The 26047-nt window shown below is 59.5% G+C and carries 22 protein-coding genes and 1 pseudogene; 7 read left to right on the top strand and 16 right to left on the bottom strand.

The genetic code is table 11. The annotated features are described in order from the left end of the window. Positions 1-12: 12 nt before the first annotated feature. The gene (locus tag J1D76_RS01730) at positions 13-4161 is read right to left on the bottom strand and encodes a CheR family methyltransferase (protein ID WP_421136714.1); all 4149 of its coding nucleotides are present in this window, start codon (positions 4159-4161) and stop codon (positions 13-15) included. 691 nt (positions 4162-4852) lie between these two features. Here J1D76_RS01730 and J1D76_RS01725 point away from each other — a divergent pair. The 4 genes and pseudogenes from J1D76_RS01725 to lpxO all read left to right on the top strand — a co-directional run bounded on the left by J1D76_RS01725 (position 4853) and on the right by lpxO (position 9596). After that, on the top strand, positions 4853-7165 hold the full coding sequence (locus J1D76_RS01725; protein WP_421136713.1) for an FdhF/YdeP family oxidoreductase: 2313 nt from the start codon (positions 4853-4855) through the stop codon (positions 7163-7165). 69 nt (positions 7166-7234) lie between these two features. After that, positions 7235-7585: pseudogene (locus tag J1D76_RS01720) on the top strand (DUF1254 domain-containing protein); the annotation flags it as partial. A 320-nt stretch (positions 7586-7905) separates the two neighbouring features. Continuing rightward, positions 7906-8322: a glycine zipper domain-containing protein gene (locus tag J1D76_RS01715; protein ID WP_421136712.1), complete on the top strand. Its 417-nt coding sequence runs from the start codon at positions 7906-7908 to the stop codon at positions 8320-8322. Between the two features lie 374 nt (positions 8323-8696). Further along, positions 8697-9596, top strand: a complete 900-nt coding sequence (gene lpxO, locus J1D76_RS01710; RefSeq protein WP_421136711.1) for a lipid A hydroxylase LpxO — start codon at positions 8697-8699, stop codon at positions 9594-9596. A gap of 121 nt (positions 9597-9717) precedes the next feature. On the opposite strand, the gene J1D76_RS01705 is transcribed toward lpxO, so the two are convergent. Continuing rightward, positions 9718-10578 (bottom strand): Ku protein, encoded by an 861-nt coding sequence (locus J1D76_RS01705; protein ID WP_421136710.1) that lies wholly within the window; start codon positions 10576-10578, stop codon positions 9718-9720. 192 nt (positions 10579-10770) lie between these two features. Between J1D76_RS01705 and J1D76_RS01700 the strand changes: the two genes are divergently transcribed. Together J1D76_RS01700 and J1D76_RS01695 are read left to right on the top strand one after the other, a co-directional pair. Continuing rightward, positions 10771-11112, top strand: coding sequence for a hypothetical protein (locus J1D76_RS01700; RefSeq protein WP_421136709.1), 342 nt, complete (start codon positions 10771-10773; stop codon positions 11110-11112). After that, positions 11109-11303 carry a hypothetical protein gene (locus tag J1D76_RS01695; protein WP_421136804.1) on the top strand — a complete coding sequence of 65 codons (195 nt, stop codon included), beginning with the start codon at positions 11109-11111 and terminating at the stop codon, positions 11301-11303. Before J1D76_RS01700 ends, J1D76_RS01695 begins: the two co-directional genes overlap by 4 nt. 7 nt (positions 11304-11310) lie before the next feature. Here the strand turns inward: J1D76_RS01695 and eco are convergent, their stop codons facing one another. Beyond that, positions 11311-11793 (bottom strand): serine protease inhibitor ecotin, encoded by a 483-nt coding sequence (gene eco / locus J1D76_RS01690; protein ID WP_421136708.1) that lies wholly within the window; start codon positions 11791-11793, stop codon positions 11311-11313. A gap of 282 nt (positions 11794-12075) precedes the next feature. Here eco and J1D76_RS01685 point away from each other — a divergent pair, with 282 nt between their 5' ends. Beyond that, positions 12076-12342, top strand: a complete 267-nt coding sequence (locus J1D76_RS01685) for a DUF1652 domain-containing protein (RefSeq protein ID WP_421136707.1) — start codon at positions 12076-12078, stop codon at positions 12340-12342. On the opposite strand, the gene J1D76_RS01680 is transcribed toward J1D76_RS01685, so the two are convergent. From J1D76_RS01680 to J1D76_RS01620, 13 genes are all read right to left on the bottom strand, one after another. Continuing rightward, positions 12339-12734, bottom strand: a complete 396-nt coding sequence (locus tag J1D76_RS01680; RefSeq protein WP_421136706.1) for a hypothetical protein — start codon at positions 12732-12734, stop codon at positions 12339-12341. The two genes, J1D76_RS01685 and J1D76_RS01680, sit on opposite strands and share 4 nt — an antisense overlap. A 91-nt stretch (positions 12735-12825) precedes the next feature. Beyond that, a complete protein-coding gene (locus tag J1D76_RS01675; protein WP_421136705.1) occupies positions 12826-13089 on the bottom strand; it encodes a DUF2790 domain-containing protein in 264 nt (87 codons plus the stop codon). Positions 13090-13393: 304 nt separating this feature from the next. Then, positions 13394-14338, bottom strand: a complete 945-nt coding sequence (locus J1D76_RS01670) for a carbohydrate kinase family protein (RefSeq protein WP_421136704.1) — start codon at positions 14336-14338, stop codon at positions 13394-13396. A gap of 13 nt (positions 14339-14351) precedes the next feature. Continuing rightward, a complete protein-coding gene (gene xylB, locus J1D76_RS01665) occupies positions 14352-15848 on the bottom strand; it encodes a xylulokinase (protein WP_421136703.1) in 1497 nt (498 codons plus the stop codon). 142 nt (positions 15849-15990) lie between these two features. Then, positions 15991-17463, bottom strand: coding sequence for a mannitol dehydrogenase family protein (locus J1D76_RS01660; RefSeq protein WP_421136702.1), 1473 nt, complete (start codon positions 17461-17463; stop codon positions 15991-15993). A gap of 16 nt (positions 17464-17479) precedes the next feature. Beyond that, on the bottom strand, positions 17480-18583 hold the full coding sequence (locus J1D76_RS01655) for an ABC transporter ATP-binding protein (protein ID WP_421136701.1): 1104 nt from the start codon (positions 18581-18583) through the stop codon (positions 17480-17482). 166 nt (positions 18584-18749) lie between these two features. Continuing rightward, a complete protein-coding gene (locus tag J1D76_RS01650; RefSeq protein ID WP_421136700.1) occupies positions 18750-19580 on the bottom strand; it encodes a carbohydrate ABC transporter permease in 831 nt (276 codons plus the stop codon). An 8-nt stretch (positions 19581-19588) separates the two neighbouring features. Further along, a complete protein-coding gene (locus tag J1D76_RS01645; protein WP_421136699.1) occupies positions 19589-20515 on the bottom strand; it encodes a carbohydrate ABC transporter permease in 927 nt (308 codons plus the stop codon). A 151-nt stretch (positions 20516-20666) separates the two neighbouring features. Beyond that, the gene (locus J1D76_RS01640) at positions 20667-21977 is read right to left on the bottom strand and encodes an ABC transporter substrate-binding protein (RefSeq protein WP_421136698.1); all 1311 of its coding nucleotides are present in this window, start codon (positions 21975-21977) and stop codon (positions 20667-20669) included. 327 nt (positions 21978-22304) lie between these two features. Beyond that, a complete protein-coding gene (locus tag J1D76_RS01635; protein ID WP_421136697.1) occupies positions 22305-23210 on the bottom strand; it encodes an AraC family transcriptional regulator in 906 nt (301 codons plus the stop codon). A 60-nt stretch (positions 23211-23270) separates the two neighbouring features. After that, complete coding sequence (locus J1D76_RS01630; RefSeq protein WP_421136696.1) at positions 23271-24161, bottom strand: phospholipase; 891 nt, start codon at positions 24159-24161, stop codon at positions 23271-23273. Positions 24162-24265: 104 nt separating this feature from the next. Then, positions 24266-25564, bottom strand: a complete 1299-nt coding sequence (locus J1D76_RS01625; protein WP_421136695.1) for a glycosyltransferase — start codon at positions 25562-25564, stop codon at positions 24266-24268. Positions 25565-25638: 74 nt separating this feature from the next. Continuing rightward, positions 25639-26001 carry a response regulator gene (locus J1D76_RS01620; protein WP_421136694.1) on the bottom strand — a complete coding sequence of 121 codons (363 nt, stop codon included), beginning with the start codon at positions 25999-26001 and terminating at the stop codon, positions 25639-25641. Positions 26002-26047: the final 46 nt, after the last annotated feature.

Below are 26047 nucleotides of genomic sequence, written 5' to 3'. Positions count from 1 at the left end.
AACGTCGCGAGGTTAATACGGCCGAGTTTTGCAAGCCTCGGCAATGATATCGATGAAGTCATCATGGGCAACCGGCTTGCTCACGTGGTAATTGAACCCCGATTGCCTGGTTTTTTTCTGATCGCTGCTGGTGGCATAACCTGTGAGCGCAATGGCCGGCGTGTATTTGTGATGGACAATCTGGCGAATGGCCTGGATGAGTGCGTGGCCATCCATGACGGGCATGCCGATGTCGGAAATGATCACATCATAGTTGCCTTCTTTCGCAGCTTTGAGGGCCAGTAGCGGGTCGCTGAAAGCTTCCACGTGGGCGCCTTCCATTTCCAGCAGCATTTGCAACACTTCCATCACGTCGCGGGAGTCATCCACCAGCAGTATCTTCTGGCCAAACAATCGTCCTGATTCACCGGAGGTCTGCGCTTGATCTGCCGCCTGCTGATGGGGATGGCACAGCGGAAGCCGAATGGTAAAAGTGCAGCCCCGACCAGTCCCTTCGGAGCGCACATCCGCCGAGCCACCGTGGGCTTCCACCAGTTGCCGCACCAGTGACAGGCCAATGCCCAGGCCTTCGCGCTGGTGGATGGCGTGCTGGTTTTCTGCTTGGGTAAACAGGTCGAACACCTTGTGCAGGTTGTGCTGTTCAAGGCCAATGCCGCTGTCGATAACGTCCAGCTGTGCCATGTCTTCGACACGTCGGGCAATCAGTTCGACGCGGCCATCCTTGGGGGTGAACTTCAGGGCATTGTTCACCAGGTTCCAGATGATCTGTTCCAGGCGCGTACTGTCAGCATCGACCACCAGCGGTGGCTCCGGCGGCTGTGGTACCTGCAGGATGATTTCGCAAGGGTGTTGATCGTTGACCACCACCGTGTGGATGTCCTGCAGAGTTCGTCCAAGGTCCACCGCCTGTTTTTTCAGCTTGAGTTTACCGGTGCGCACGCGCGCAACGTCCAGCAGGTCATCGATGATCCGCGCCTGGCTCGATACCGCGTCGCAAATGGTATTGACCGCCTTCATCGCCGGGCTGACGCTTTTGGTCATCGGCAAACGGCGTAGCAGTTCGGCGTTGAGTTGGATGAGATTGAGCGGGTGCTTGAGCTCGTGGGACATCACCGCAAAAAACTCGTCCTTTAGATGGCTGCTGGTCTGGGTTTCGGCCAATCGTTGGCTTTGCTCTTCGTGCAGGCGCTTGTGACCGGTGAGGTCGCGGGCGATCTTCACGTACCCCTTGAGGCTCTCGCCTTCAAGTCGGATGACTTCGCCGCTGCAATAGAAACGGCTGCCGTCCTTTCGCAGGTGCCAGCGTTCATCTTCGCCCCGACCATGCTCCCGAGCCGTACGCAGTTCAATTTCCGGAGCGCCTGAGCTGCGTTCTTCCGGTGTGAAGATCAGATCGTAATAGGCGCCGAGTACTTCCTCCTTGGCGTAACCAAAAATCAACTTGGCCCCGGTGTTCCAGTCGGTGATCGCGCCGTGATCATCGAGGATGATAATGGCGAAATCATGGGTGCTCTCGGCGACCAGGCGCATGCGCTCTTCACTGATGCGCAACTCTTCCTCGGCGGCACGGCGCTTGGAAATATCGATGAAGGTCAGCACCGTGCCGTCGATGTGATCCTCGCTGGAGCGGTAAGGCAATAGACGGGCGATGTACCAGCGCTGGTCGCTGCTGCAGACCTCACGCTCGATCATGTTCAGCGACTCGAAGACCGTCGCCACATCTTCGACCATGTCCGGATAGTCCAGGCGATGGGTGATGTCCATCAGCGAGCGGCCGGTATCAACGGGCAGCATGCTGAAAATTTCGGTGGCGCGTGGGGTAAACCAGCGAATACGCAAATTACGATCAATGAATACGGTAGCGATGTCTGTGGAGGCAATCAGGTTGGTCAGGTAGTCATTGATTTTGTCGGTCTCTTCGACTTTGGCCTTGAGTTCGGCATTGACAGTCAGCAGCTCTTCATTGATCGATTGCAGTTCTTCCTTGCTGGTTTCCAGTTCTTCGGTGGCTGAGCGCAGTTCTTCGTTGATCGCGTGCATTTCTTCATTGGAGGCCTTGAGCTCTTCGCTGGAGACTTCCGACTGTTCGACGGTCTCTTGCAATTGCAGCTTGGTGCGTTGCAGTTCGTGCTCAAGGTTGGTCAGCATCTGGTTTTCAGTTTGGCTGGTGCCGACATCGAACAGCTGTTCAGGATCGACCTCGTGCTCCTCGAAGATCACCAGGTTGTATTCGCTGTCAGTCTCGTCATCCTTGTAAGGATGCACGTTCAGGTCGACCAGGTAACTGCGCTGCTCACGCTCGATGCGGACTTTGCGCGAGGTGACCGGTAGCCCGCTCTGCTGTACCTGGTATAGCGTGGTGCGAATGTCCAGACGCAGATCCGGGTGGGCCAGCGTCAACAGATTGCGTGAGATCTCACCGGCCACGTAGCGCAGAAAACGCCCGGCACCTTCACTCATGTGCAGGATATTGGCATTGGCATCGACGATGATGCTAGGCGGTGCCGCTTTCTCCAGCGCGCGCAAATGAATGTCGGCAAACGACACCTTGCGAGTAACCGCTGGCTCCAGAGGCCGTGGGGCGGCCGTCGTACGTGCATAACCGCCGCGTGGCAGGGTGGGGGCGCGTCGGGGACTGCTGGAGACGCTCTTGGCGCGGAAGATGCGGTTGCGTTTGTCCACCGGCGTAAACAGATCCAGGCAGCCATCGGCGGACTCCGAGGAACCGAGGAATAGGTAACCGCCGGGGCGCAAGGCAAAGTGGAACATCTGCATGATCTCGCGCTGCACCTCGCGGTCGAGGTAGATCAGCAGGTTACGGCAGACGATCAGGTCGAGTTGCGAGAAGGGCGGGTCGAGCAACAGGCTGTGCTTGGCGAACAGCACTTTCTCGCGAATTTCCTTGCGCACGCGGTAGTGATGGTTTTCCAGGGTGAAATATTGGCGCATGCGCGGCGGCGGAACGTCGGTAATGATTGCCTCGGGGTAGACGCCACTTCGACCAAAGGCAATCGCGCGGTCATCGATGTCGGTGGCAAACACCTGCAGCTTGGCCGGGCTGGCCTCCAAGGCCATTTGCTCGGTCAGCAGAATGGCCAGGCTATAGGCTTCTTCGCCGGTAGAGCAGCCCGCTGACCAGGTTCGGATTTCATCCCGATGCGGCAGGCTGTCCTGCAGGGCTTTAACCAGATCGGGGATGACATCGCGTTCCAATGCCTCGAAGGCCTCGCGGTCGCGAAAGAAATTGGTCACACCGATCAGCATGTCCCCCAGTAAGGCCTTGGTTTCTTCGGGGTGAGCTTGCAGATAATCGTAATAGGCGCCCAGATCCGGCTGTGCGGTCACTTGCAGGCGACGCTCGATGCGGCGCAGCACGGTGGCCCGCTTGTAGTGTTTGAAATCGTGACCGGTTCCATTGCGCAGCTGCATCAAGATGTCTTGCAGTTGCTGCTCGGCCATGGCGGCATCACGTTCGGAAGCAGGAGGGGTGGTCTTGATTTCCGGATCGTTGGCGGTCGGTAGTGTGATGGCCTTGGAATTACGCCAGAGCTCCAGCAGTTTTTGCGGCATCTCCACCACGGGCAACACCAGATCAACCATCTGCGTATTGATGGCGGCACGGGGCATGCCGTCGTATTCGGCATCTTCCGGAGTCTGCACCAAGGTGATGCCGCCTTGTTCCTTGATCCGTGAAAGCCCTACCGCACCGTCAGAGCCAGTGCCGGACAGTATCAGGCAGAAGGCCCGCTCCTTGTGCACATCCGCCAGGTCTCGGAAGAACAGGTCAATGGCCACATGCATGCCGGGCGGCCGATCCGATGGCGTCACCGACAGATAACCATCGTTCATCATCAGGTTGTGCGCCGGCGAGATGACATACACGGTGTTCTTTTCGATGGAGAGCGTCTCGGTCACCTGCCGCACCGGCATTTTGGTGACTTCCTGAATGATCCGATCGACTTGGCTGGGATAATCGGGCGACAAGTGAAAAATAATGACAAAGGCCATGCCGTTGTCATTGGGCATGTGCTCGAAAAATGAATTCACCGCCTGGAGGCCGCCAGCGGAAGCGCCAATGCCGACCACAGGAAAGGGCAGGGTGCTGGGTATCAGCTCCTTGCGCTGCGGAACATTGGTTGAGCGCTTCACGTTGGATGGCATAAGTGTTGGCCTTGATCGGCTTTAGAAAAGGTAGAGGTTAAGTTTAATCATACTCTCCCTGATTGGTCGATTTGTCAGAGGTTAGGCTATTGCGAAGTAATGCTGTGGACCTATACCGGGCAACAGAAAGAACTGATTGCTATACATCAACTTTTCGTCATACGTTTGATGCGCTCCCGATCTTTATGAGTTTCGGTTCGCTTTGCGTTCGCTAAAGCTTTCGCCTCGATGAACTGCGCCAGAGCATCGGTGTTTCCGCCGTCGTACTGGGCGTCCCCTGACAGTGCAAACCGGGCCACGATACTGGGGTCTGCCCGGTAGTCGACATAATAAAGGTCAGAGTTACCGGGCAGCGAAACGATCAGGGTTTAACGACCTCGATGGGCGGAAATTTATAATTGCCTTTTTGCACATCTTCGTCCGGCTTCAGGGTACGGTCGCCACCGCTATGGCGGCACCTCGCCGGCCTGAGGCTCCGGCACTTCAACGTCACAGAACCGCATGATCTCGGGGCCGCCAAGCTGCTCAATCCTGATTGCTTTCATGTTGCTCACCTCGTTGTCTGTTCACAGCACACAGGGGTGTGGTGAGCAACACTGACAAACGGCATCTTCCACCCACGAATCCACTCGAACCTTTGCGTATACCGGCGCGTCCTAGCTGTATTGTGCCAAGACCGGGGGGGCGCCTGATGCTTATCTATCCCAAAAGCCATTTCCAGCCCTATACCCATGCCTGTGGCGGTTGGGGTTCGGCCAAATCGGTGATGCAGATATTGTGGCGTGAACAGGCACTGGCCAAAGCGCCCGCCGCCCTGTTCAAACAGAACAAGCCGGATGGGTTTGCCTGCGTCAGTTGCGCCTGGGCCAAGCCTGGACATCCCCATGCGCTGGAGTTCTGCGAGAACGGCGCCAAGGCCACCGCTTGGGAACTGACGTCCCTGAAGACAGACCCGGCGTTCTTCGCCGAGCACAGCCTCAGCGAACTGCGCACTTGGCCCGACTATGCGCTGGAGCAGCATGGCCGCCTGACCCACCCGCTACGCTACGACCCCGACACTGACCATTACCGGGAAACCTCCTGGGAAGAGGCCTACCGTGAAATCGGCACCCAGCTCAAGGCCATGGATCCCGACAGCGTGGTGTTCTATGCCTCCGGGCGGGCGTCGCTGGAAACCTCGTTCATGTACCAGCTGTTCGCGCGGGCCTACGGCACTAACAACCTGCCCGACAGCTCCAACATGTGCCACGAGAGTACTTCGGTAGGGTTGCAGGAAAGCATCGGTGTGCCGGTAGGCACCGTGACCCTGGCAGACTTCGAGCACACCGATTGTCTGTTTTTCTTTGGCCAGAACGTCGGCAGCAATAGCCCGCGCATGCTGCATCAACTGCAGGACGTGCGTCGACGCGATGTGCCCATCATCACGTTCAACCCCCTGCGCGAACGCGGCCTGGAGCGTTTCGTCAACCCGCAGTCCCCCACGGAAATGCTCACGCCCGACTCGACCTTGATCAGCACCCAGTACCATCAGGTAGCAATTGGCGGTGACACGGCAGCGATCACCGGTATCGCCAAGGCGTTGCTGGAAATGGATGACCTCGCCACTGAACAAGGCAGCCCGGCCGTACTCGATTACGACTTCATCGCCCGCCACACCGAAGGTTTCGAAACCTTCACCACCTATGTGCGTGGTTGTGCCTGGACACACCTGGAGCACCAGAGCGGGCTGACGCGCGGCGCACTGGAAGCCGCCGCGACCGTGTATGCCCACAGCCAACGTGTGATGTTCGTCTACGGCATGGGGCTGACCCAGCATCGCCACGGCGTGACCAATGTACAGATGCTGGTGAACCTGATGCTATTGCGCGGCAATATCGGCAAGGCCGGTGCCGGGATCTGCCCGGTGCGCGGCCACTCCAATGTGCAAGGCCAGCGCACGGTGGGCATTACCGAAGACCCGAAAAAAGTGCCGACGGAGTTGATCGAACAGCACTTCGGCTTCAAGGTGCCGGAGAAAATGGGCTTGTGCACGGTAGATGCGTGCGAAGGGATTCTCAGCGGTCAGGTGCGCGGTTTTATCGGCCTGGGTGGCAACTTTCTACGCGCTATTCCCGACACCTCCCGCATGGAGCCCGCCTGGCAAGGATTACACTTGAATGTACAGGTCGCCACCAAGCTCAACCGCACGCACTTGCTGCCGGCTCGTCATCAGTGGCTACTGCCAAGCCTGGGACGTATCGAAATCGACCGGCAGGACGGCGTAGTGCAAACCTACACCACAGAAGACAGTACCGGCTGCATCCACAGCTGGCGTGGCAGCAGCGAGCCGGTCAGCCCCCACGTGCGCGCCGAGACCAGCATCGTCGCCGGACTGGCCATGGCCACTCTCTCCACTGGCTGCACGATCGACTGGCAGGCCTGGAGCACAGACTACACCAAGGTCCGGACGGCCATCGGGCAGATCTACCCGCAGATATTCCACGACATGGAAAGCCGTATGGCCGAGCCGGGCGGCTTCCATCGCCCGATTGCCGCCGCGCAGCGCGAGTGGCTGACCCCGAGCGGCAAGGCGCAGTTCGTCAACCCTGTGACCCTGGCAGAAGATGATGACGTGAACCTTGCGCAACCGGCACGGGATGTCCTGCAACTGATGACGCTGCGCAGCAACGATCAGTTCAACACCACGATTTACGGTTTTGACGATCGTTTTCGCGGGGTCAGCGGCACGCGCGAGGTGATTTTCATGCACTGCAACGACATCGTGCGCCTGGGCTTCACGCCCGGCGCACAAGTGATGTTGACCACCGCGATCGAACCGGAGGTCAAGCGTCAGGTCGGGCCATTCGAAATTATCGCCTACGACATTCCCGAAGGCTGCGCCGCCGCGTACTACCCAGAATGCAACCCGCTGGTGCCGCTCTGGCACCACGCCGAACGCAGCAAGGTACCTGCGGCCAAATCGGTGCCGGTGCGGCTCAGCGCGTCGCCGACTCACCCAGGATAAACACCAACATCAGCAGCAACCATAGCCAGGTATACCTAGGCGCGGTGCCGGTAAAGCCAAAAGCGCTACTACTCGGTGCAACTGATCGACGGCAATACTTATAACTACGGCTACATCGGCAGCCGGGCCACGGCCAGTGCACCCGGGAGCTATATGATCGCAGGCCCCGACTGGAAGGCTGCGCCTCCCCCTGGCATCGACAAGGTGTTCAGCTCCACAACCCCCTTCGCACTGACGTTGATCCGCACCCAGTTGTTCAATCCAGCCGACATGCCCAATGTCGAGAAGCTGCAGGCGGGCTACAAGGTCCAGCCGCTGTCCGCCTCCCTCCATCAACCCGCGCCGCCCGCTGCGCCGAAGACTGCTTTCCTGCCAGCCACGACGGAGGGTATCAAGGCCAACTTCTTCGAGTACCTGTAAGCCAGTACTCCATTTTTGCCAACAGCAGCCGAACATAAAGGGGACTTTTTCAACAGAATCGGCCGTTTTCTGCCCCTCGCGATGGGCAGCAAAACGGCCAATCGCGCACGCTCATCAACGACCGCTTCCGCTGTGGGTTCAACGGGTCGATGCAGCATGATATTGAAATATACATCGAGAATTAGAGTAGTTGCTCGACAAGCGGTGATCCTACTTGGCGATTTATTGATCCAGATTAATGCACGGCTGAATACACATTGACCTGACTCTTTCGGGCAAACAGACTTTCCGGCTCTTGTGAATTTCCGGAGGTCTGTTAGATGCGTAAATCATTGTCAGTCGTTGCGTTTAGCTTTCTTGTCTCTCATTACGCCGTCGCCGGTGAAACCACGAACACAGCAGTCGGTGGAGGTCTCGGTGGTGCCTTGGGCGGTGTTGTCGGTCAGGCTGTCGGGGGTAGCGCCGGCGCGGCGATCGGAGCCGGTGTCGGCGGCGCGGCCGGGGGCGCAATGACGGCCAAGAGTGGTAAGAAGACCGAATCAGCCATTGGTGGAGGTCTCGGGGCAGCGGGTGGCCAGGTGATCGGCAACAGTCTTGGTGGTTCCACAGGCGGTCTGATCGGCGCAGGGCTCGGCGGCGCGGCAGGCAGTGCGGTCGGCAACAATCTGGCCGACGATAACGACCATCATTCCGATCACAAGCATAAGAACAAATACAAACATCAGCATGGTGGTTAACCCATCAAGTCTTCCATCCTGCAACTCCACTCAGTGGCACTGAAGGCTTTTCGGTGTGATCAATTGCAAGACTGAATGTCCACGACTGGCCGATTCTGCTGAAGAAGTCGGCCATGGTTTTTTCGGCAGAAAAGTACGCGCGTGAGATTGAAATTTTTACTTTGAGCTAAGGAGTCGGGATTCAGATTTTGCTTTCAGGTTAACTATTGGTTACAACTTGTGGCTAAAATGCCTCCATCCACCGGACGGCCAACCGTCGGCCGATTGAGGGCGCTACGGGGCCGCTGTTTCGAATTCAGTCGCTGCGCAAGACCCGGGGACCGGCCTGCCGGAAAAGGGCGCAGTTTGTTTACATTCGACCTGTGACGATTGCCGTGAAAATCATCATTGCCGCTATCTATGTTGTCTCCATTGCGTATGTTCATCTGCGTGGCCAAGTGCGCCATAAACTGGGGCGTCAGCTGAGTGACCACTCGACGTTCCTGGCGCCGATCAATTGCTTTCTTTATCTATTTTCGAAAATCCCCAACAAGCCTTATCTCGACCCGACCCAATTCCCCGACCTGACACCGTTGCAGGCGAATTGGGAAGAAATCCGCGCTGAAGGCCAGAACCTGCTCCGCGCCGGGGAAATCAAGCGCTCTAGCCAATACGACGACGTCGGTTTCAACTCGTTTTTCAAGACAGGCTGGAAGCGTTTCTATCTCAAGTGGTATGGCGATAGCCATCCGTCGGCGATGAAGTTGTGCCCACGCACCACCGAGCTGGTGCAGGGCATCGGTTCGGTCAAGGCTGCGATGTTCGCCGAGTTGCCCCCCGGCTCCAGGCTGGTGCGCCATCGCGACCCGTATGCCGGGTCCTATCGTTTTCACCTCGGGCTGGAAACGCCCAACGATGCCGGTTGCTACATCAATGTCGATGGCCAGGATTACTACTGGCGCGACGGTGAAGCGGTGATGTTCGACGAGACCTACATTCATTACGCCGAGAACACCACGCCGCACAATCGCATCATCTTGTTCTGCGACGTCGAACGGCCGATGAAGTACCAGTGGGCGGCGGACTTCAATCGCTGGTTCAGCCGCCATGTGATGTCGGCGGCCGGTGCACCGAACGAGGCCGGGGACCGGACCGGTGGGCTCAATCGGTTGTTCAGCCGGATCTACAAGGTTCGCTTGCGCGGCAAAGCGCTGAAAAAACGCAATCGCACGCGTTACTACCTCGAAAAATGGTCGATCTTTGCCGGGCTGCTGGTGGTGTTCTTTCTGATTTGAGTCGTGTGGTTGGGCGGCTGGCCTTTTCGCGGGCAAGCCCGCTCCTACAGGTTTGGCGTGTTCTGTGTAGGCGCTGGCTTGCCAGCGAAAGCGGTGTGTCTGTGATTGAAGACAGTTGCGCCTATTTACTGACTTTCTTCCTCGCCGCCGGTTTACTGCTCGTCTTGGGCTTGGCCGGTGCCTTGCTGGCCCCTTTGCTGCCAAGGCTGCGCTTGAGCAACTCGGTCAAGTCAATGACATCCGCAGTTTTACGTTCCTCTTCACCGGTGGCGGTCTCGACGTCTTCGATCTTGCCTTCATGGGCCTTTTTCTCCACCAGGGCCATGATCTTGTCTTCAAAACCGTCGCGGTAGTCGTCCGGCGTCCATTCGGCACTCATGTCCTGTACCAGGCGCTTGGCCATGTCCAGTTCGCCCTTGGCCAGTTCGGGTTTGGTCACTTCGCTGCCCAATGCCAGTTCATCCAGGCTGCGCACCTCGGCCGGCCAGCGCAGCATCACCAGCACCAGTGCAGATTCCAGCGGCATCAGCGCCGCAAGGTGCTGTCGGGTATGCAGGACCACGTGGGCGAGGGCGACCTTGCCGGTTTTGCTCAGGGTTTCGCGCAATAGGGCGTAGACCTTGCCGCCGCGTTTGTCGGGTGCCAGGTAGTAAGGCGTGTCGATGTTCTGCAACGGAATCTGCTTGCCGTCGACAAACGAGAAAATGTCGATGGTCTGGGTCGAGAGCGGGTGCGCGGAGCGGATTTCCTCCTCGCTGAGTACCACGTAGCGGCCCTTTTCGTACTGCACGCCCTTGACGATGTTCTCTTTGGTGACCTCTTTACCGGTGACCTTGTTGACGCGCTTGTAACCCACCGGGTCCATGCTGCGGCTGTCGAGCCAGTCGAAATCGACGCCTTGGGAGGAGGTGGCCGAGACCAGCGCCACGGGGATGTGCACCAGTCCAAAGCTGATTGCGCCTTTCCAGATTGCCCGTGCCATGGTCGTCTACTCGCGAGTGATGATCAGGTGACCTGTGGCGTCGAGCAAAAGTTTCCGTGGTGTGCGTGGCGGTTTCGTGGCCGGAGCAAACACGTGCTACCGCCGGCCGGGAAGGTTTTGGTTAACAAATCCGAACGCCGGGCGTAGCGTGGTATCGAAGTCCTTGTCCACGCAAATGCACAGAGGCTACCCATGAACCCATCCCTGTTTGGCGCATTGACACTGGCCCTCAGTGGCCTGCTGGTGCCGTTGGCCGATGCCTCTTCTGCGCTGCAATTGGCCCAGAACCTGCCGGGCAGCACCAACAACAATCCTTACAACAGCCCTATTCACCGGGCCAACCCTAACAGCATGCAAGGCACTCAACCCAATGCCCCGGCCATACGCGGACCCAATACCGTACCGGCGCCGCGACCACCGACGCTGGACAACGGTGGAATCGGCAATCGCTATCCGGACCGGACAGCCCCCGCCAGCCCGCCCAAATTCGTTCCCAATCCCGCGCCTCGCGGTGGCGGCTCAAACATCCCATGAATGCCAGGCTTGACGTCTGCCCGATACTTGTCAGCCAGGAGCTGATTCGCCTGGAGTTCGATGGCGACAAGGTGGTGCACGAGGAGCGCTTGCCCGGCGATCAGCAAAACCTGCTTGAACACTGCATCAAAAAGATCCTTAGCCTGGGACATGTCGCCGAGCGCGCCGCATTGAGTGGCGCCCCGGCGTGATGGCCGGTTATTCCTGGACGGCTTTCTCGATTTTTTTGGAGGCCGACCAGATCCGGTAGCGCACTTCAATGTCCTTGGGCACGTACAACACCAGCGGCAACTTGCTGTTGTAGCGCAGCAGGAAGCCATCACCGACCACCGGTACGAAATCCTGCTTGCTCGAGCCTTGCGGGCAGGCCATCAGCGTGCTCATCGGGCCAATGACCTTTTCCAGGCGATAGAACGGATAACCCCAGCCCTCAAGGTTCTTTTCTTCGAGGATGCCGCCCAGGCGTGGGTGATTGCAGTCGGACTTCATGGTCTTGCCAGCGAGAATCTCGACCTGGAAATCGTTTTCCCTGGCTTGCGGAGCCAGATGAATGACCTGGCGGGTAAAACCGTTTTCGGCCTTTGGATAAGGTGCGGTGTCTTCGAGTTTGGCGGCGTGTACCAGCCCCGACAGCCCGAACGCGAACAGTCCGAGTGCCGCATTAATAGTCAATGTGCCCATGGTGCCTCCTTGCTTGAAAATGAATGGCGGCATTTTCACTGTCGTGTGCAGCGAATGCAAACCGGCGGGGCCGGGCGTGCAATTTGCAGGGCTGCCAAGGGACTTTATTGCAAAGTGCATGACAGTGCTCGCAGGTGATGCACCTAAACCCTTGATTTGCCGATGAGCAGCACGGCGAGATTCAGGGCATGTTTTATGCTGTAGCTGTCCTTGAAACTCGCCGGCTTTTACATGAGCGAGTGTTGATCGTCTTTGGCAGTCTCACAAAAGGAGAGGGTCGCCATGTTTTTATCTGCCTTGGAACTTCGCAACATCATCGAAAGCAGTTTTCTACCTAAACGTTGCGTGTGCACGCTGTCACCGGATCTATCGATGACCGTCAAGGTCTTCGCCGATGGGCAAACCGACCAACTGGAACTTTTGGTTAGCGGCATTGATGCCTCCGGGCTCAATGGCTGTCGGGAAATCAACGAATTAATTGCCCAACTGCGAACCCGGCAACAGCACTTTGCGGTCGACCCGCATACGATGCTCGGCAAAGCGATTTAGCCTGCGGTCTCGAGTTCCGCCGACACGCGCCGGGTCTGGAAAAACGCCAGGCCCAGCGCCAGTTCAACCCCCACAGCCAGCAAAATGCCCGGCCCGACGTGGCCGTTGAGCCATTCGCTGAAGCCCAGTACGGCCAATCCCCAGCAGCCGACGACGAAGCCATGGCTCAATGCCCGGCGCGTTGCGCAGGGAGGCTGGTTGCGTACCAGATAGAAAATCACGCTCAGCGCCGCGAACAGCACAGCCGTGCGGCGTGCTATCAGTCCAGCTGCGAATGAAAACTCGATATCCCAGAATGCCAGCAACTTTTGTGGTGCTAGCCCCCAGATCAGGGCCAGTACACAACACAAGATGGCAGTGAAGGTGGACAAGGTGCGAAACGACAACTGCATGGCGAATCCTTGCGGGCAGTGAGGGAGGCGCTAGAGCATAGCGCCGGATCCCTCAAAGGCATACCACCGAGTGCCGATTCAGACTTTTCGGTCAGCCTTGGTTCGTGCAAGCGTCGGACAGTTTGCGGTAGATAATTTCGGCGGCCTTGCCCGTGTCATCGATGTACTTCATGTCGGCCTTCACCACTTTGCATTCCAGGGTGGAAGGCTCGGACAGTGAAATCACTTTGCTGACATGCAGTGGCATACCGTAGTGGTAGGGCACGGCTTGGGACGTGGATGTGTCATTGGCCTGGGCCAGGCCGGCAAAGGTAATGCAGGCGAGGGCGGTTACCAGCAGGGTGCGAGTGTTCATCAGCGATCTCCGGTGCGGACGGAAAGTCAGTTCGATGTGGCGCTTGTCGAACCTGCCGCACTGGTCGTCAGAACTGTCTGAGGGCGTGCGGTCCAGTGAAGTGTTGGACCGCACGGTTAAGCGAGGGTTAACCCGGCTGAACGCCGCCTGTCGCAAACTCCTGTCCGGGATGGCTTGCCAGCGAAAGCGATCCTGAAGGGGACATTTGCGTTGAATGTGCCGGCCTCTTCGCTGGCAAGCCAGCGCCTACAGGGTTACGCAAATCCCTGTAGGAGCTGGCTTGGCGGCGAAGGGGGCCGTGAACTCAGCGCAGATCCAGTTGCTGCCGATACGGCAAATCCGGCCCGGTCTTGCTGCACGTCAATGCCGCAGCCTGAACCGCGAATTTCAGGAGGCTGTCGATCTGTTCGCGCCCCAGTTGCTGCACGCATTCCACCGAATCCAGTTGCTGCTCGGTCAACCAGGTAATCAACGCCGCTTGGAAGGTATCGCCCGCGCCCACGGTGTCGGCGATTTTTACTTCACACGCCGGCGTAGACCACGCCCCATGGGCTCTACTGAACACGCTCGCGCCTTCGCCACCTCGGGTCAGGAACACCAACGGGCAACGATGCTGCAACCAGCCTTCGATCACCTGCGCCGGGTCCTGGCCGGGATACAACAGGTGCAAGTCCTCGTCGCTGACTTTGATCAGGTCAGCCAACTCCACCAGCGTCGCGACGCGCTGGCGCCACAGCTCAATGTTCGGCTCGGGATTCAGGCGCACGTTCGGGTCGAGGCTGATCAGGCGCTGGCCGCTTTCCCGGCGTACCAGGGCCAACAGCGTGTCGGCAATCGGCTGCACCACCAGGGAAAACGAGCCGATGTGCAGGCCGCGCACCTCTGGCCCGAGGGTCGGCAGGTGCTCCGGTTGCAATTGTCGATCGGCGCAGCCTTCACCACGGAAGCTGTACTGCGGCGAGCCATTGGCGCCAACCGCGACCATCGCCAGGGTGGTCGGCGCGGCGAAATCGACCAAGTAATCCTGGCGCACACCTTCATCTTGCAACACCTGCAACAGGCGCCGGCCCAGGTAGTCGGTGGATAGCCCGGCCAACAGCGCAGAATCCACGCCCAAGCGGCGCAATCCTACTGCCACGTTGAACGGCGAGCCACCGGCAATGGCCTTGAAATTTATTTTCGACGCGAGCCCGTTGGCGTCGTCTTCACTGAAAAAATCGAACAGCGCTTCGCCACACACCAGATACATAATTTTTTACTCTTCAAAGGTTTGCGACATGCTGTTGATAACGCTCATAAGCTTGCTGACAGGCTTGTACCTGCTCGGCGACGGGCAGGGTTTCACTGGCCGGGTCGAGTTTTACGCAGCGCTGGCACAAGTCTGCCAGGCTGACTTCGCGACCCTCCGCCCGGGCGACGCACCATGCAGCCTGAATCGCCGCACCCAGCGCTGCGGCCTCGCTTTGTTCGGTACAAATCACGGGTGTATTCATAATGTCGGCGACGATCTGCCGCCACACGGCACTTTTCGAACCACCGCCAATCAGCCGAATGCTGCGGCTTTGTAAGCCATTGTGGCGTAGCAGGTCCAGTCCGTAGCGCAATCCGAATGTCGTGCCTTCAACCACCGCCCGGCACAAATTGGACCGGGTCAGGTTAGTCAGGGTCAGGCCCGACAGGCTGCCGCTGGCATGGGGCAGGGCAGGCACCCGCTCGCCGTTGAAGAACGGCAGCATGCACACACCATCGGCACCGACCGGTGCCTGGGCCACCAGTTCGTTGAATGCCTCGATGTCCACGTCCAGCAGATCGCGAATCAACCCGGTGGCGTTTGTCAGGTTCATGGTGCAGATCAACGGCAGCCAGCCACCGCTGGACGAGCAGAATGTAGCCACTGCGCAGTCTGCGGCGACAGTCGGCTGGTCGGCATAGGCGTACACCGTGCCTGATGAGCCGAGGCTCATGGTGATCACACCGGACTGGATGTTGCCCGTGCCGATGGCGCCCATCATGTTGTCACCGCCGCCACTGGATACCAATGCCCTCGGGTTGATGCCCAGGTGTTCGGCGATTCCCGGCAGGATCGTGCCGACCGTTTGGTCGGCCTCGATCAGTTCCGGCAACGCAGCGTGCAGGCGTCCGCTGGGGTCGATGTGCTCCAGCAGTTGCTCGTCCCATTGGCGTGTGCGCACGTTGAAATACCCGGTGCCCGAGGCATCGCCGTATTCGCTGCAACTACGGCCGGTGAGCCAATGGTTAAGGTAGTCGTGGGGCAGCAGGATGCGGGCGATCCGGGCGAACATGTCGGGGTGCTGCTCTTGGGTCCATAACAGCTTGGACACGGTATAGCCCGGCGCGATGACCACGCCGAGGCGTTCCAGTGAACCCTGTTCGCCGCCCAGGTGAGCCAACAGGTGGTCGTTTTGCGCCGTGGTTTCGGTGTCGCACCAGAGTTTGGCCGGGCGCAACACCTGGCCTTGGGCATCGAGCAGCACCAGGCCATGTTGCTGGCCGGACACGCCAATGCCGAGGATCGACCGGCCATCGATTTTGGCGGCGAGCAAGGCGCGGCGGGTGGCGGTGGCGAAAGCTTCCAGCCATTGATGCGTGTCCTGTTCGCGACGGCCATTGGCGCCACTGATCAGGCTGTGGCCGGCCGCGCCCTGGCCGAGCACTTCACCACTGGCCGCGTCGAGAATGATGGCTTTGGTGCCCTGGGTGCCGCAGTCGATGCCGAGGAAGTGTCGTGGGGTGGTCATGCAAGGTCCTTGGATCGTCAGGTCGATTTCATTGAACATTGAACATTTGTGCTGACTGTCAGGCCGCCTTCGCTGGCAAGCCAGCGCCTACAGTGGATTGCGTATCCTTGTAGCGAAGAGGGCAGCCGGTTCACCGCGGGACTTACGCCAGTACCCGCTCCAAAGTCCCCGACACCCCCACTTCGCGCAAGCTGTTGCAGCACCACTCGAACGCTGCGACAAACGCCGGTGAGCGCGCCAATGCCGTCCCGAAAATCTCCTCGACCGCTAGCAAACGCTGGGTAATCAGCACATCATCGGCCACCAGCGCCTGGCAGAACGCTGCCCGGGGGTCGGGGATTGAGTAGGTCCGGCCTTGCTCATCCACACCCTTGAGGTACAAGGCCCACGCGGCCACCACCAACGCTGCGCGCTTGGTCTCGCGGCCATCGGCAATCAGGCGGTTGATGGTCGGCACGGTGAACTTTGGAAACTTCGACGAGCCGTCCGAGCACACACGTTCCAGTTGATCGGCAATCGCCTGGTTGGAGAACCGCGCCACCAGGGTGTTCTTGTACTCGGTCAGGTCGATGCCCGGCACCGGCGCCAGTTGTGGTGTGACGTCCAGGTCCATGTACGTGCGCATGTAGCGCACGAACAGCGGGTCGTTCATGGTCTCGTGGACGAAGCGGTAACCCTTGAGGAACCCCAGGTAGGTCAGCGCCAGATGGCTGCCGTTGAGCAGCTTGATCTTCATGTCTTCGTAGGGCGTGACGTCGTCGGTGAACTGCACGCCGACCTTCTCCCAGGCCGGACGCCCGTTGACGAACTTGTCTTCCAGCACCCATTGCACAAAGGGCTCGCAGACCACCGGCCAGGCGTCGTCCACGCCATGCTTGTCGGCCAGTTGCAGACGATGCCGGGTGCTGGTCATTGGCGTGATGCGGTCGACCATGGCGTTGGGGAAACTGACGTTGGCGTCGATCCAGTCCCTGAGCGTCCCATCCAGCAACGCCGCGAAGGCGAGCAGCGCCTTACGGGTCACGGCACCATTGTGCGGCAGGTTATCGCAAGACATCAGGGTGAAGGCCGGCGTGTTGGTGGCGCGGCGTTTGGCCAGGGCAGCGCAGAGAAAACCGAATACCGTGGTCGGGGCAGCCGGGTGCGCCAGGTCATGCTGGATCTGCGGCAAGTGCGCCATGAACTCGCCGTTGCTGTCGTCGATGCAATAGCCGCCTTCGGTGATGGTCAGCGAGACGATGCGGATCTCGGGGTTGGCGAGTTTGTCGATCAGCGCCTGGGCGCCGTCTTCTGCCAGCAGCATGTCGCGCAGGGCGCCGATCACTCGCACTTGCGTATCGTCGCTGTCGCCGAGTTCGAACAGGGTGAACAGGTGGTCCTGATCCTTGAGGTCGTCACGGGCACGGCGGTCCTCGGCGCGCAAACCGACGCCACAGATGGCCCAGTCCAGGCCTTCTCCGGTGTTCATCAACGCGTCGGTGTAATACGCCTGATGGGCACGGTGGAACCCGCCGACACCGATGTGCGCGATGCCTTGGCGGGTATCGTCAAGCGCGTAGGTGGGCAGGGCCACTTCGGACGCGAGGCGATTGAGGTTGGTGGTGTTGAGTTTCATCGCAGGCTCTCGCAAATCAGGCGGCAACGCGCAGCGGGCGGGTCAATGCCACACCGTTGGCATCGAATAAATGGCAGTGTTGTGCAACCAGGTGCAGGCTCAGGGTTTCGCTGTAGCGGCTGGCCAGGTCGCCGCGAACGCGCATCGTCAGGGCTTCACCGGAAGACGTACGGACGTGGCAGAAGGTGTCGCTGCCCAGGCGTTCGCTGACATCGGCGGTGACTTGCAAGGTGCAATCCCCGGGCTTGGCCAGTTCCAGATGCTCCGGGCGAATACCCAGCGTCACGGCGCTGCCGACGCTCAGGTTGGCGCTGCTCAACGCGAGCGTGATGCGGGTGCCGGCGTCCAGTTGCACGTCGCAACCCTGGCCGTCGACTCGGGTGACCTGGCCTTTGAGAAAGCCCATTTTCGGCGTGCCGAGAAAGCCGGCGACGAACAGATTGGCCGGCTGGTGATAGAGGTCCAGCGGCGAGCCGACTTGCTCGATCTGGCCGCCGTTGAGGACGACGACTTTGTCGGCCATGGTCATGGCTTCGACCTGGTCGTGGGTCACGTAGATCATCGTGGCTTGCAAGTCCTTGTGCAGGCGCAGTAGTTCCAGGCGCATCTGTACGCGCAGGGCGGCGTCGAGGTTGGACAGCGGTTCGTCGAACAGGAAGATTTTCGGATTGCGCACGATGGCCCGGCCAATCGCCACGCGCTGGCGCTGGCCACCAGACAGTTGCTTGGGCTTGCGCTCGAGCATCGGCCCCAGTTCGAGGATGCGCGCCGCTTCGCCGACCTTCTTTTCCACTTCGGCTTTGGGCACGCCGGCAAGGTCCAACGCGAACGACATGTTCTTGCGCACGCTCATGTGCGGGTACAGGGCGTAGGTCTGGAACACCATGGCCAGGTCGCGTTTGGCCGGGCTGACTTCGGTGATGTCGCGGCCATCGAGTTCGATGGTGCCACCGCTGACTTCCTCCAGCCCCGCGATCAGCCGCAGCAGCGTGGACTTGCCGCAGCCCGAGGGGCCAACGAAGACCACGAATTCCTTGTCGTTCACTTCCAGGTCGATGCCCTTGATGATGGAGAAGCCTTCGAAGCCTTTTTGCAGATTCTTGATTTTCAGGTTGGCCATGGTGGTGGGTCTCCGCATGTTTTTATTCAGATTGAACCGGTCAGGCTTTTCTGTAGGAGCGAGCTTGCTCGCGAAAAACTCACAGACGACACGTTCTGCCTGACAGCCAGCGTTATCGTTCACGTCCATCGCGAGCAGGCTCGCTCCTACAGGGATTCGGGAGGATTCATTTCACGGCGCCGAACGACAGGCCGCGCACCAGTTGTTTCTGGCTGATCCAGCCGAAGATCAGGATCGGTGCGCAGGCCAGGGTCGACACGGCCGACAACTTGGCCCAGAACAAACCTTCGGGGCTCGAATAGGAGGCGATCAACGCGGTCAGCGGTGCGGCTTTCGACGAGGTCAGGTTCAGCGACCAGAACGCCTCGTTCCAGCACAGGATCAGCGACAGCAGCACCGTGGAGGCCAGGCCACCCTTGGCGATAGGCAGCAATACCCGGAGCATTTCCTGCATCAGCGTGGCACCGTCCAGGCGCGCGGCTTCGAGGATGTCCTTGGGGATGTCCTTGAAGTAGGTGTAAATCATCCAGACCACGATCGGCAGGTTGATCAGCGTGTAGATCACGATCAGCGCGATACGCGTGTCGAGCAGGCCGAAACTCTTGGCCAGCAGGTAGATCGGCATCAGCACGCCCACCGGCGGCAGCATCTTGGTCGAGAGCATCCACAACAGCGTGCCCTTGGTGCGCTGGGTTTCGTAGAACGCCATGGAATACGCCGCCGGCACTGCGATCAACAGGCACAGGGCGGTTGCGCTGAAGGAAATCACCACCGAGTTCCAGGCGAAGCTGAAGTAATCGCTGCGCTCATTGACGTGCAGGTAGTTCTCAAGAGTCGGCGTGAAGATGAACTGCGGCGGGGTGGCGAAGGCATCGATTTCGGTCTTGAAGCTGGTCATCACCATCCAGAAGATCGGGAAGAACACCAGGATCGCGATGGCCCAGGCCAACGTGCCGAGCAACAGGCTTTGCAAACGACGGGATTGTTGAAGAGTCATGGCAGGCCTCAGGCTTTGTCGGTCAGGTTTTTGCCGATCATCCGCACCAGAATGATCGCGGCGATGTTGGCGATGACCACGGCGATCAGCCCGCCGGCCGAGGCCATGCCGACGTCGAACTGCACCAGCGCCTGGTTGTAGATCAGGTAGGCGAGGTTGGTCGAGGCGTAGCCGGGGCCACCGTTGGTGGTGGTGAAGATTTCGGCGAACACCGACAGCAGGAAAATGGTCTCGATCATCACTACCACCGCAATCGGCCGCGCCAGATGCGGCAGGGTCAGGTGCCAGAAAATCGCAATCGGCCCCGCACCGTCCAGGCGCGCGGCTTCTTTTTGTTCCTGGTCGAGGGACTGCATGGCGGTCATCAGGATCAGGATCGCGAAGGGCAGCCACTGCCACGAGACAATAATGATGATCGACAGCAGCGGGTAGTGCGCCAGCCAGTCCACCGGTTGCGCGCCGAACAGCTTCCAGACGTAGGCGAGAATCCCCGACACCGGATGGAAAATCAGGTTCTTCCAGATCAGTGCGCCGACGGTGGGCATGATGAAAAACGGCGAAATCAGCATCACCCGCACAATACCGCGACCAAAAAACTCACTGGCCTCCAGCAGCGCACTGATCAGCACACCGAACACCACGCTGATCAGCAGCACGCTGCCCACCAGCAACAGCGTGTTGGTGGCGCCGGGCAGGAACCCCGAATCGGTCAGGAAGTAGGTGAAGTTCTCAAGGCCGACGAACTCATTTTCGCCGGGGTTGAGCAAGTTGTAGCGGATGGTCGAGAAGTAGACGGTCATGCCCAGCGGCACGATCATCCACAGCAGCAGCAAGAGCACCGAAGGGCTGACCAGGAACCAGCCGGGGTTGGCCACGCGGGTTTTGCGCGCAGGTTGGGCAAGGTCCAGGTGAGCTTTGGCAGTTGAGGTATTCATGGCGTCAAACCGATTGTGTACAGGCAACGAAGGTCAACTGTAGAAGCGAGCCTGCTCGCGATCGCGGTGTATCAGTCACCCACAATGTTGAATGGGTGCCGGTCATCGCGAGCAGGCTCACGCCTACAGAAGGCAGGAGCGGGCAGCGGGGTTACTTGGGATAACCCGCGCGCTTCATCTCGCGTTCGGTGGTTTGCTGGGCCGCCGCCAACGCCTGGTCGACCGTGGTCTGGCCGATCAACGCCGCCGAAAAGGATTTGCCGACCTGGGTCCCAATGCCCTGGAACTCGGGAATGGTCACCAGTTGAATGCCGATGTACGGCACCGGTCGGGCGCCCGGCTTGCTTGGGTCGGCAGCCTTGAGCGACTCCAGCGTGACCTTGGCAAACGGCGCGGCGTTCATGTAGGCCTCGCTGTAGGTCGAGGCCCGGGTACCTGGCGGTACGTTGGCGATGCCGTCGGTTTTCGCCACCAGTTCCCCGTACTCCTTGGAGGTGGCCCAGGCGCTGAAGGTTTTCGCCGCGTCCTTGGCCTTGGAGCTGGTCGGAATCGCCAAGGCCCAGGAATACAACCAGGCCGAGCCTTTGTCCGTGACCTGATGCGGCGCATAGGTGAAGCCGACGTGGTCGGCGACCTTGCTCTGGGTCTTGTCGGTGACGAACGAGCCGGCGACGCTGGCATCGACCCAGATCGCGCACTTGCCGCTGTTGAACAGCGCCAGGTTCTCGTTAAAACCATTGCTCGATGCGCCCGGCGGGCCGGATTTCTTCATGGTGTCGACGTAGAAGTTAAGCGCGTTCTTCCATTCGGGGCCGTTGAATTCCGGCTGCCACTTCTCATCGAACCAGCGCGCGCCATACGCATTGGCCACGGTGGTGATCAGCGCCATGTTCTCGCCCCAGCCGGCCTTGCCCCTGAGGCAAATGCCGTACTGTTCCTGCCCGGGCTTGTTGAGTTTGGCGGCGAACTCACCGATCTGCTCCCAGGTCGGGCGCTCGGGCATGGTCAGTCCGGCGTCCTTGAACAGGTCGGTGCGGTAATAGGTGATGGAGCTTTCGGCGTAGAACGGCAGGGCATACAGCGAACCCTTCACCGACAGGCCCTCGCGCACCGACGGGAACACATCGTCGAGGGCGTAACTGGCCGGCAGATCCTTCATCGGCTCCAGCCAACCCTTGGCGCCCCAGAGTGCGGCTTCGTACATGCCAATGGTCAGCACGTCGAACTGCCCGCCCTGGGTGGCGATGTCGGTGGTCAGGCGCTGGCGCAGCACGTTTTCTTCGAGCACCACCCAATTGAGCTTGATGTCCGGGTGCTCGGCCTCGAACGTTTTCGAGAGCTTTTGCATGCGGATCATGTCGCTGTTGTTGACGGTGGCGATGGTCAGGGTCTGGGCGCCAAGGCTGACGCTGCTGAGGGTCATCCAGGTGAGGGCAAGCAGGGCTTTTACCGAAGGTTGCATCGTGCACTCCTTTTCTGCACCCGGCGGGCTACAGAAGGACAGTTATTGTTTTTGTGTCTTGCGACGGCAGGAAGAATGTGCACTGATTACATCCCTCAATGCCGGGGGAAACAAATCATCCATCGCACTTCGATTGATACTTTTTTGCACTGAGGTTTGGGCGGGTGAACGCAAGGAAGGGCTTTTCAGCCAGGGAGGGGGACTAATTCCGTACAGGTTTCAAGACGGTATACGTACGTTGTAGGCGCTGGCTTGCCAGCGAAAGCGGTGCGTCAGGTTGAAAAATACTGGACCACTTCAAGCCGGCTCCTACAGGAGCTCCTCTTGTCAGCCGAGGTTTTGCTCGGTCAGGCGCTGCACCACCAGGCGCCGGTAATGCGAAGGCGTCATGCCCTTGAGTTGCTGGAAGCGCCGGTTGAAGTTGGAAATATTGTTGAAACCCGACTCGAAGCACACGTCAGTCACCGGTTTGTCGCCATCGGCCAGCAGCTCGCACGACTTGCTGATACGCAGGCGATTGACGAACTCGATGAAATTACGCCCGGTAGCCTGCTTGAACACGCGGCTGAAATACGTCGGTTTCATGCCCAGGTACTCGGCGACTTCTTCCAGGGGCAATTCCCGGGCGTAGTGGGCAAAGATGTAGTCGACCGCACGGTTGGTGCGGTCGATGTTGTGCTCGTCAGCCAGTTGCGCGGTGGTGGCGCCGGAGAGCAGTTGGTAGTCGTCGCTGGCCGCGAGCAATTCCAGGAGGATGAAAAAGTGCCCGAGGCGGGTAACGCCGCGGGTGTCGGCGATGCGCTGCATCAACTCCATGGCCTGGGCGATGGTGTGCTTGCAGCGAAACTCGATGCCGTACTGTGCACGCTCCAGCAGCGGTGCCAGGGTCTTGAGTTCGGCGAACACCTGAAAGCCGCTGTCGAACAACTCGTCGGTGAAATTGACCAGCATGTCGCGCTTGGGCACCACTTCGTCCTCGGCCACCTGGCTGATCCAGTTGTGGGGCAGGTTGGGGCCGGTCAGGAACAGGGTTTGCGGGTAGAAGTTGCCGATGTAATCGCCGATGAACACCTTGCCGGAACTGGCGACGATCAGGTGCAGTTCGTATTCCTTGTGAAAATGCCAACGCACCAGCGGGCAGGGGAAACCGTGCTGGCGATAGATGATGGACAAGCCATTGTGGTCGTCCATCAGTTCATAGGAAGGGTCGGTCACTCGGGCGGTGCGGGTCATGTCAGGGCGCTTTGTTGTTATCCCGCCCCGATCATGCCTGCCGGCGCAGGGATAGCGCTACTACCGCCGGTGCAGCGGTTCGTGCAGGGCGCGACCGTAGACCGCTTTCATGCTGGTGGCGCTCCAGCAGTATCGGACGATGTCCGACTCGTCGAAGAAATCGGTACTGATGATGCTGCAACGCGTGACCCAGTCTCCCGTGGTGTTGAACCAGTCGTTGATTTGTCGCTTGATATGGCCGGGCCCACCCAGCAGGGAGTAGGTGTTGGCCGACAGTGACCAGAGAAAGGTTTCGTAAGGTGCGTCTTCCAGGGTTTTGGCAATGAAACGATGCAGTTCGGCCGTGTCGGAAAATGTGTTGTCGCGCCACTTGTGCGCAATGCGCGGCCAGAAAAACTCGCCATCGAGCTGCGCAATGGCGGGCGCCGCGAGGATCACGCGGCGATGCTGGCTCGCACGTTTCAATTCGCCAATTGTCTGGAGTGCGGCACCGGGCAGTACGGCGCGCAGCCCGAGCCGTCGCACCAACCAGTCACTGAGCCTTTTAACGTCGAAAGGTTTATCGCCGTCCGCCAATTGATGGAAGTCGAGCACGATGAACTCGTCCGGATTACGCTCCAGGAACAGCAGCAGGGCATCGATCAGGTCGTCGAGGACGCGGTGCGAGCGGTATCCGTTGTGGTGAAAGTAAAAGCCTGAACGATCCGCCCCGGCCGTGTAGCCCAGGCGAATATCAAAGGCCCGGGCGCCGTTGGCCAGTTGCCAGGAAAACGTATCGTTCTGACAGGCTGTCCAGTTGCCAATCACGGCGTCGTAGTGGGGCGATTGTTTGTCCATGCCGGCGTTGTGCACGCCAGGCCAGACGATATCGGTCAGTTTGAGTGTGTCGATGTCGAGGGCGGTGCTCATCCAGGTTTGCTTGTCGAGCAAGCCGCGCGTGTTGCCAGTCATGGCCATTCCTTGTGCGAATCACCCCGTCCGTGGGGTGTGAAGCTCAAAGGTTAGCCGGTCGGGCAGCGCAATGGCGGTAACTATGTAGTGCGCAGCGTGGCGGCTTAATCCTGATTCAAGCGATTTTTCGCCTCGATCCACTGCGCCATGTACTGGGTGCTTTTGTGCTGGTGATGACGCAGCATGCTGCCGGTGAAGTTGTCGCGCCGGATGTTGGAAAGGTCCCGTTGGCATTCGATCAGGCGCTGGATCAGCGCCGGGCCATGCACGGTTTTGCGGTAACGGTTGGCGAGCAGGGTTTGCCCGTGCGCCTGGGCGTCCAGCCAACGCGCCTTTTCGTTGTGCAGTTGCACGGCGTGATCGGCGAAATCGCGGGCCGAACGGGTGACTGCACCGGGCCATGCTTCTTCGCCATGCATCGCTTCCGCACCGACGGGCGTCGTCACATTGGGCGTGCCACAGACCATGGCATCGACAATCTTGCCTTTGACGCCTGCGCCAAAACGCAGCGGCGCCATGCAAACCCGCGCTGCCGACATCACTTGCAGCGCGTCCGGCGCCCAATTCATCACATGAAAACCCTGGGCCGGGTTGTGCAGGGCGGTCGCCTTGGGGGGCGTATAGGCACCATAGATATGCAGCTGAGCGCCGGGCAGTTGTGCGCGAATCAGCGGCCATATCGCGGTTTTCAGCCAGAGCACCGCATCCCAGTTGGGCGCATGGCGAAAGTTACCGATATGCAGAAAGTGGGCGCGGTCTTCGAAGGGCACCGGTGGCAGGTGTGGCAGATCGACCATCAACGGGCACCAGTGCAACAGATGGCGAGCAAACCCGAACTGCTTGACCAGCAGTTCGATTTCCACTTCAGACACCATCAGCGTCAGATCACAGCGATAGAACGAAGCGATCTCGCGCTTCGCCAGGTCGGTATCGGCCATGTGTTCGAATTCTTCACGCAACGCCGGGGCAAACAGGTCGCTGAAGTCATCGTTGTCGTTGCTGGCCTTCAAGCGTTCCTTGAGGCGTTGATGCCGCGCATGCCTCAAGCTTTGCAGGTCGCAACTTTCGAGTACGCGCAAGGCGTCGGGGCAATACTTCTCGACCCGCCAACCGAACTGTTCTTCCATCATGAATTGATCGAACAGCACGATGTCCGGCGCCAGTTCACTGATGAAGGTGTCGAAGCTGCTGTTGTTGAGTTCGATAGGGACTTCGCGAATCCCCAGCGCCGTCAGGTCGGCACGTTGCTCGCCGAAGCCTGCCGGGCTGCTGAACGTGACGTCCCAGCCTTGCGCCCGCAAAACCTCGAGGATTTGCATCACGTGACCGCTGGCAGCAGAGGAGCGGGGCTCGGGCCAGACGTAACCAATGACCAGGACTTTGGTTGCGCGGGGCTCAATCATGTACGGGGTTTCCTTGGAGCGAAGACAGGCTGGGGGCGAAAAAGTCGCGCATTAAACCACAGCCACCCGCCAGGTCACCCGAGAATGCCTTTGACCTTGTCGCGCAACTGATCGATGGAGAAGGGTTTGCCGATCAAGTGCATGCCTTCGGGCACGTCGATGCTCTCGGCATAGCCGCTGGCAAACAGGATCGGCAGGGTCGGGCGCAATTTTCGCGCTTCAATGGCCAACTCGCGGCCGTCCATGCCCGGCAACCCGACATCGGTCATCATCAGGTCGACGTGTTGGCGGGTGTCCTTGAGGATCTTCAGCGCCTGTTCACTGCCATCGGCCTCCAGCACCTGGAACTCCAACTCATCCAGTACGTCGACGATCAGCATGCGCACGATGGCATCGTCTTCGACGACAAGAATGATGGAGGCGTTGGCGGATGACATAGTGGAATTCCTGAAAAAATGGGCAATACCGGACACTGCAAATCAC

It is taken from the genome of Pseudomonas sp. NFX15 (genome assembly GCF_049132105.1).
Lineage (GTDB): Bacteria > Pseudomonadota > Gammaproteobacteria > Pseudomonadales > Pseudomonadaceae > Aquipseudomonas.
Note: the sequence above shows the minus strand (reverse complement) of the source record. Positions and strands in the feature narration are given on the sequence as shown.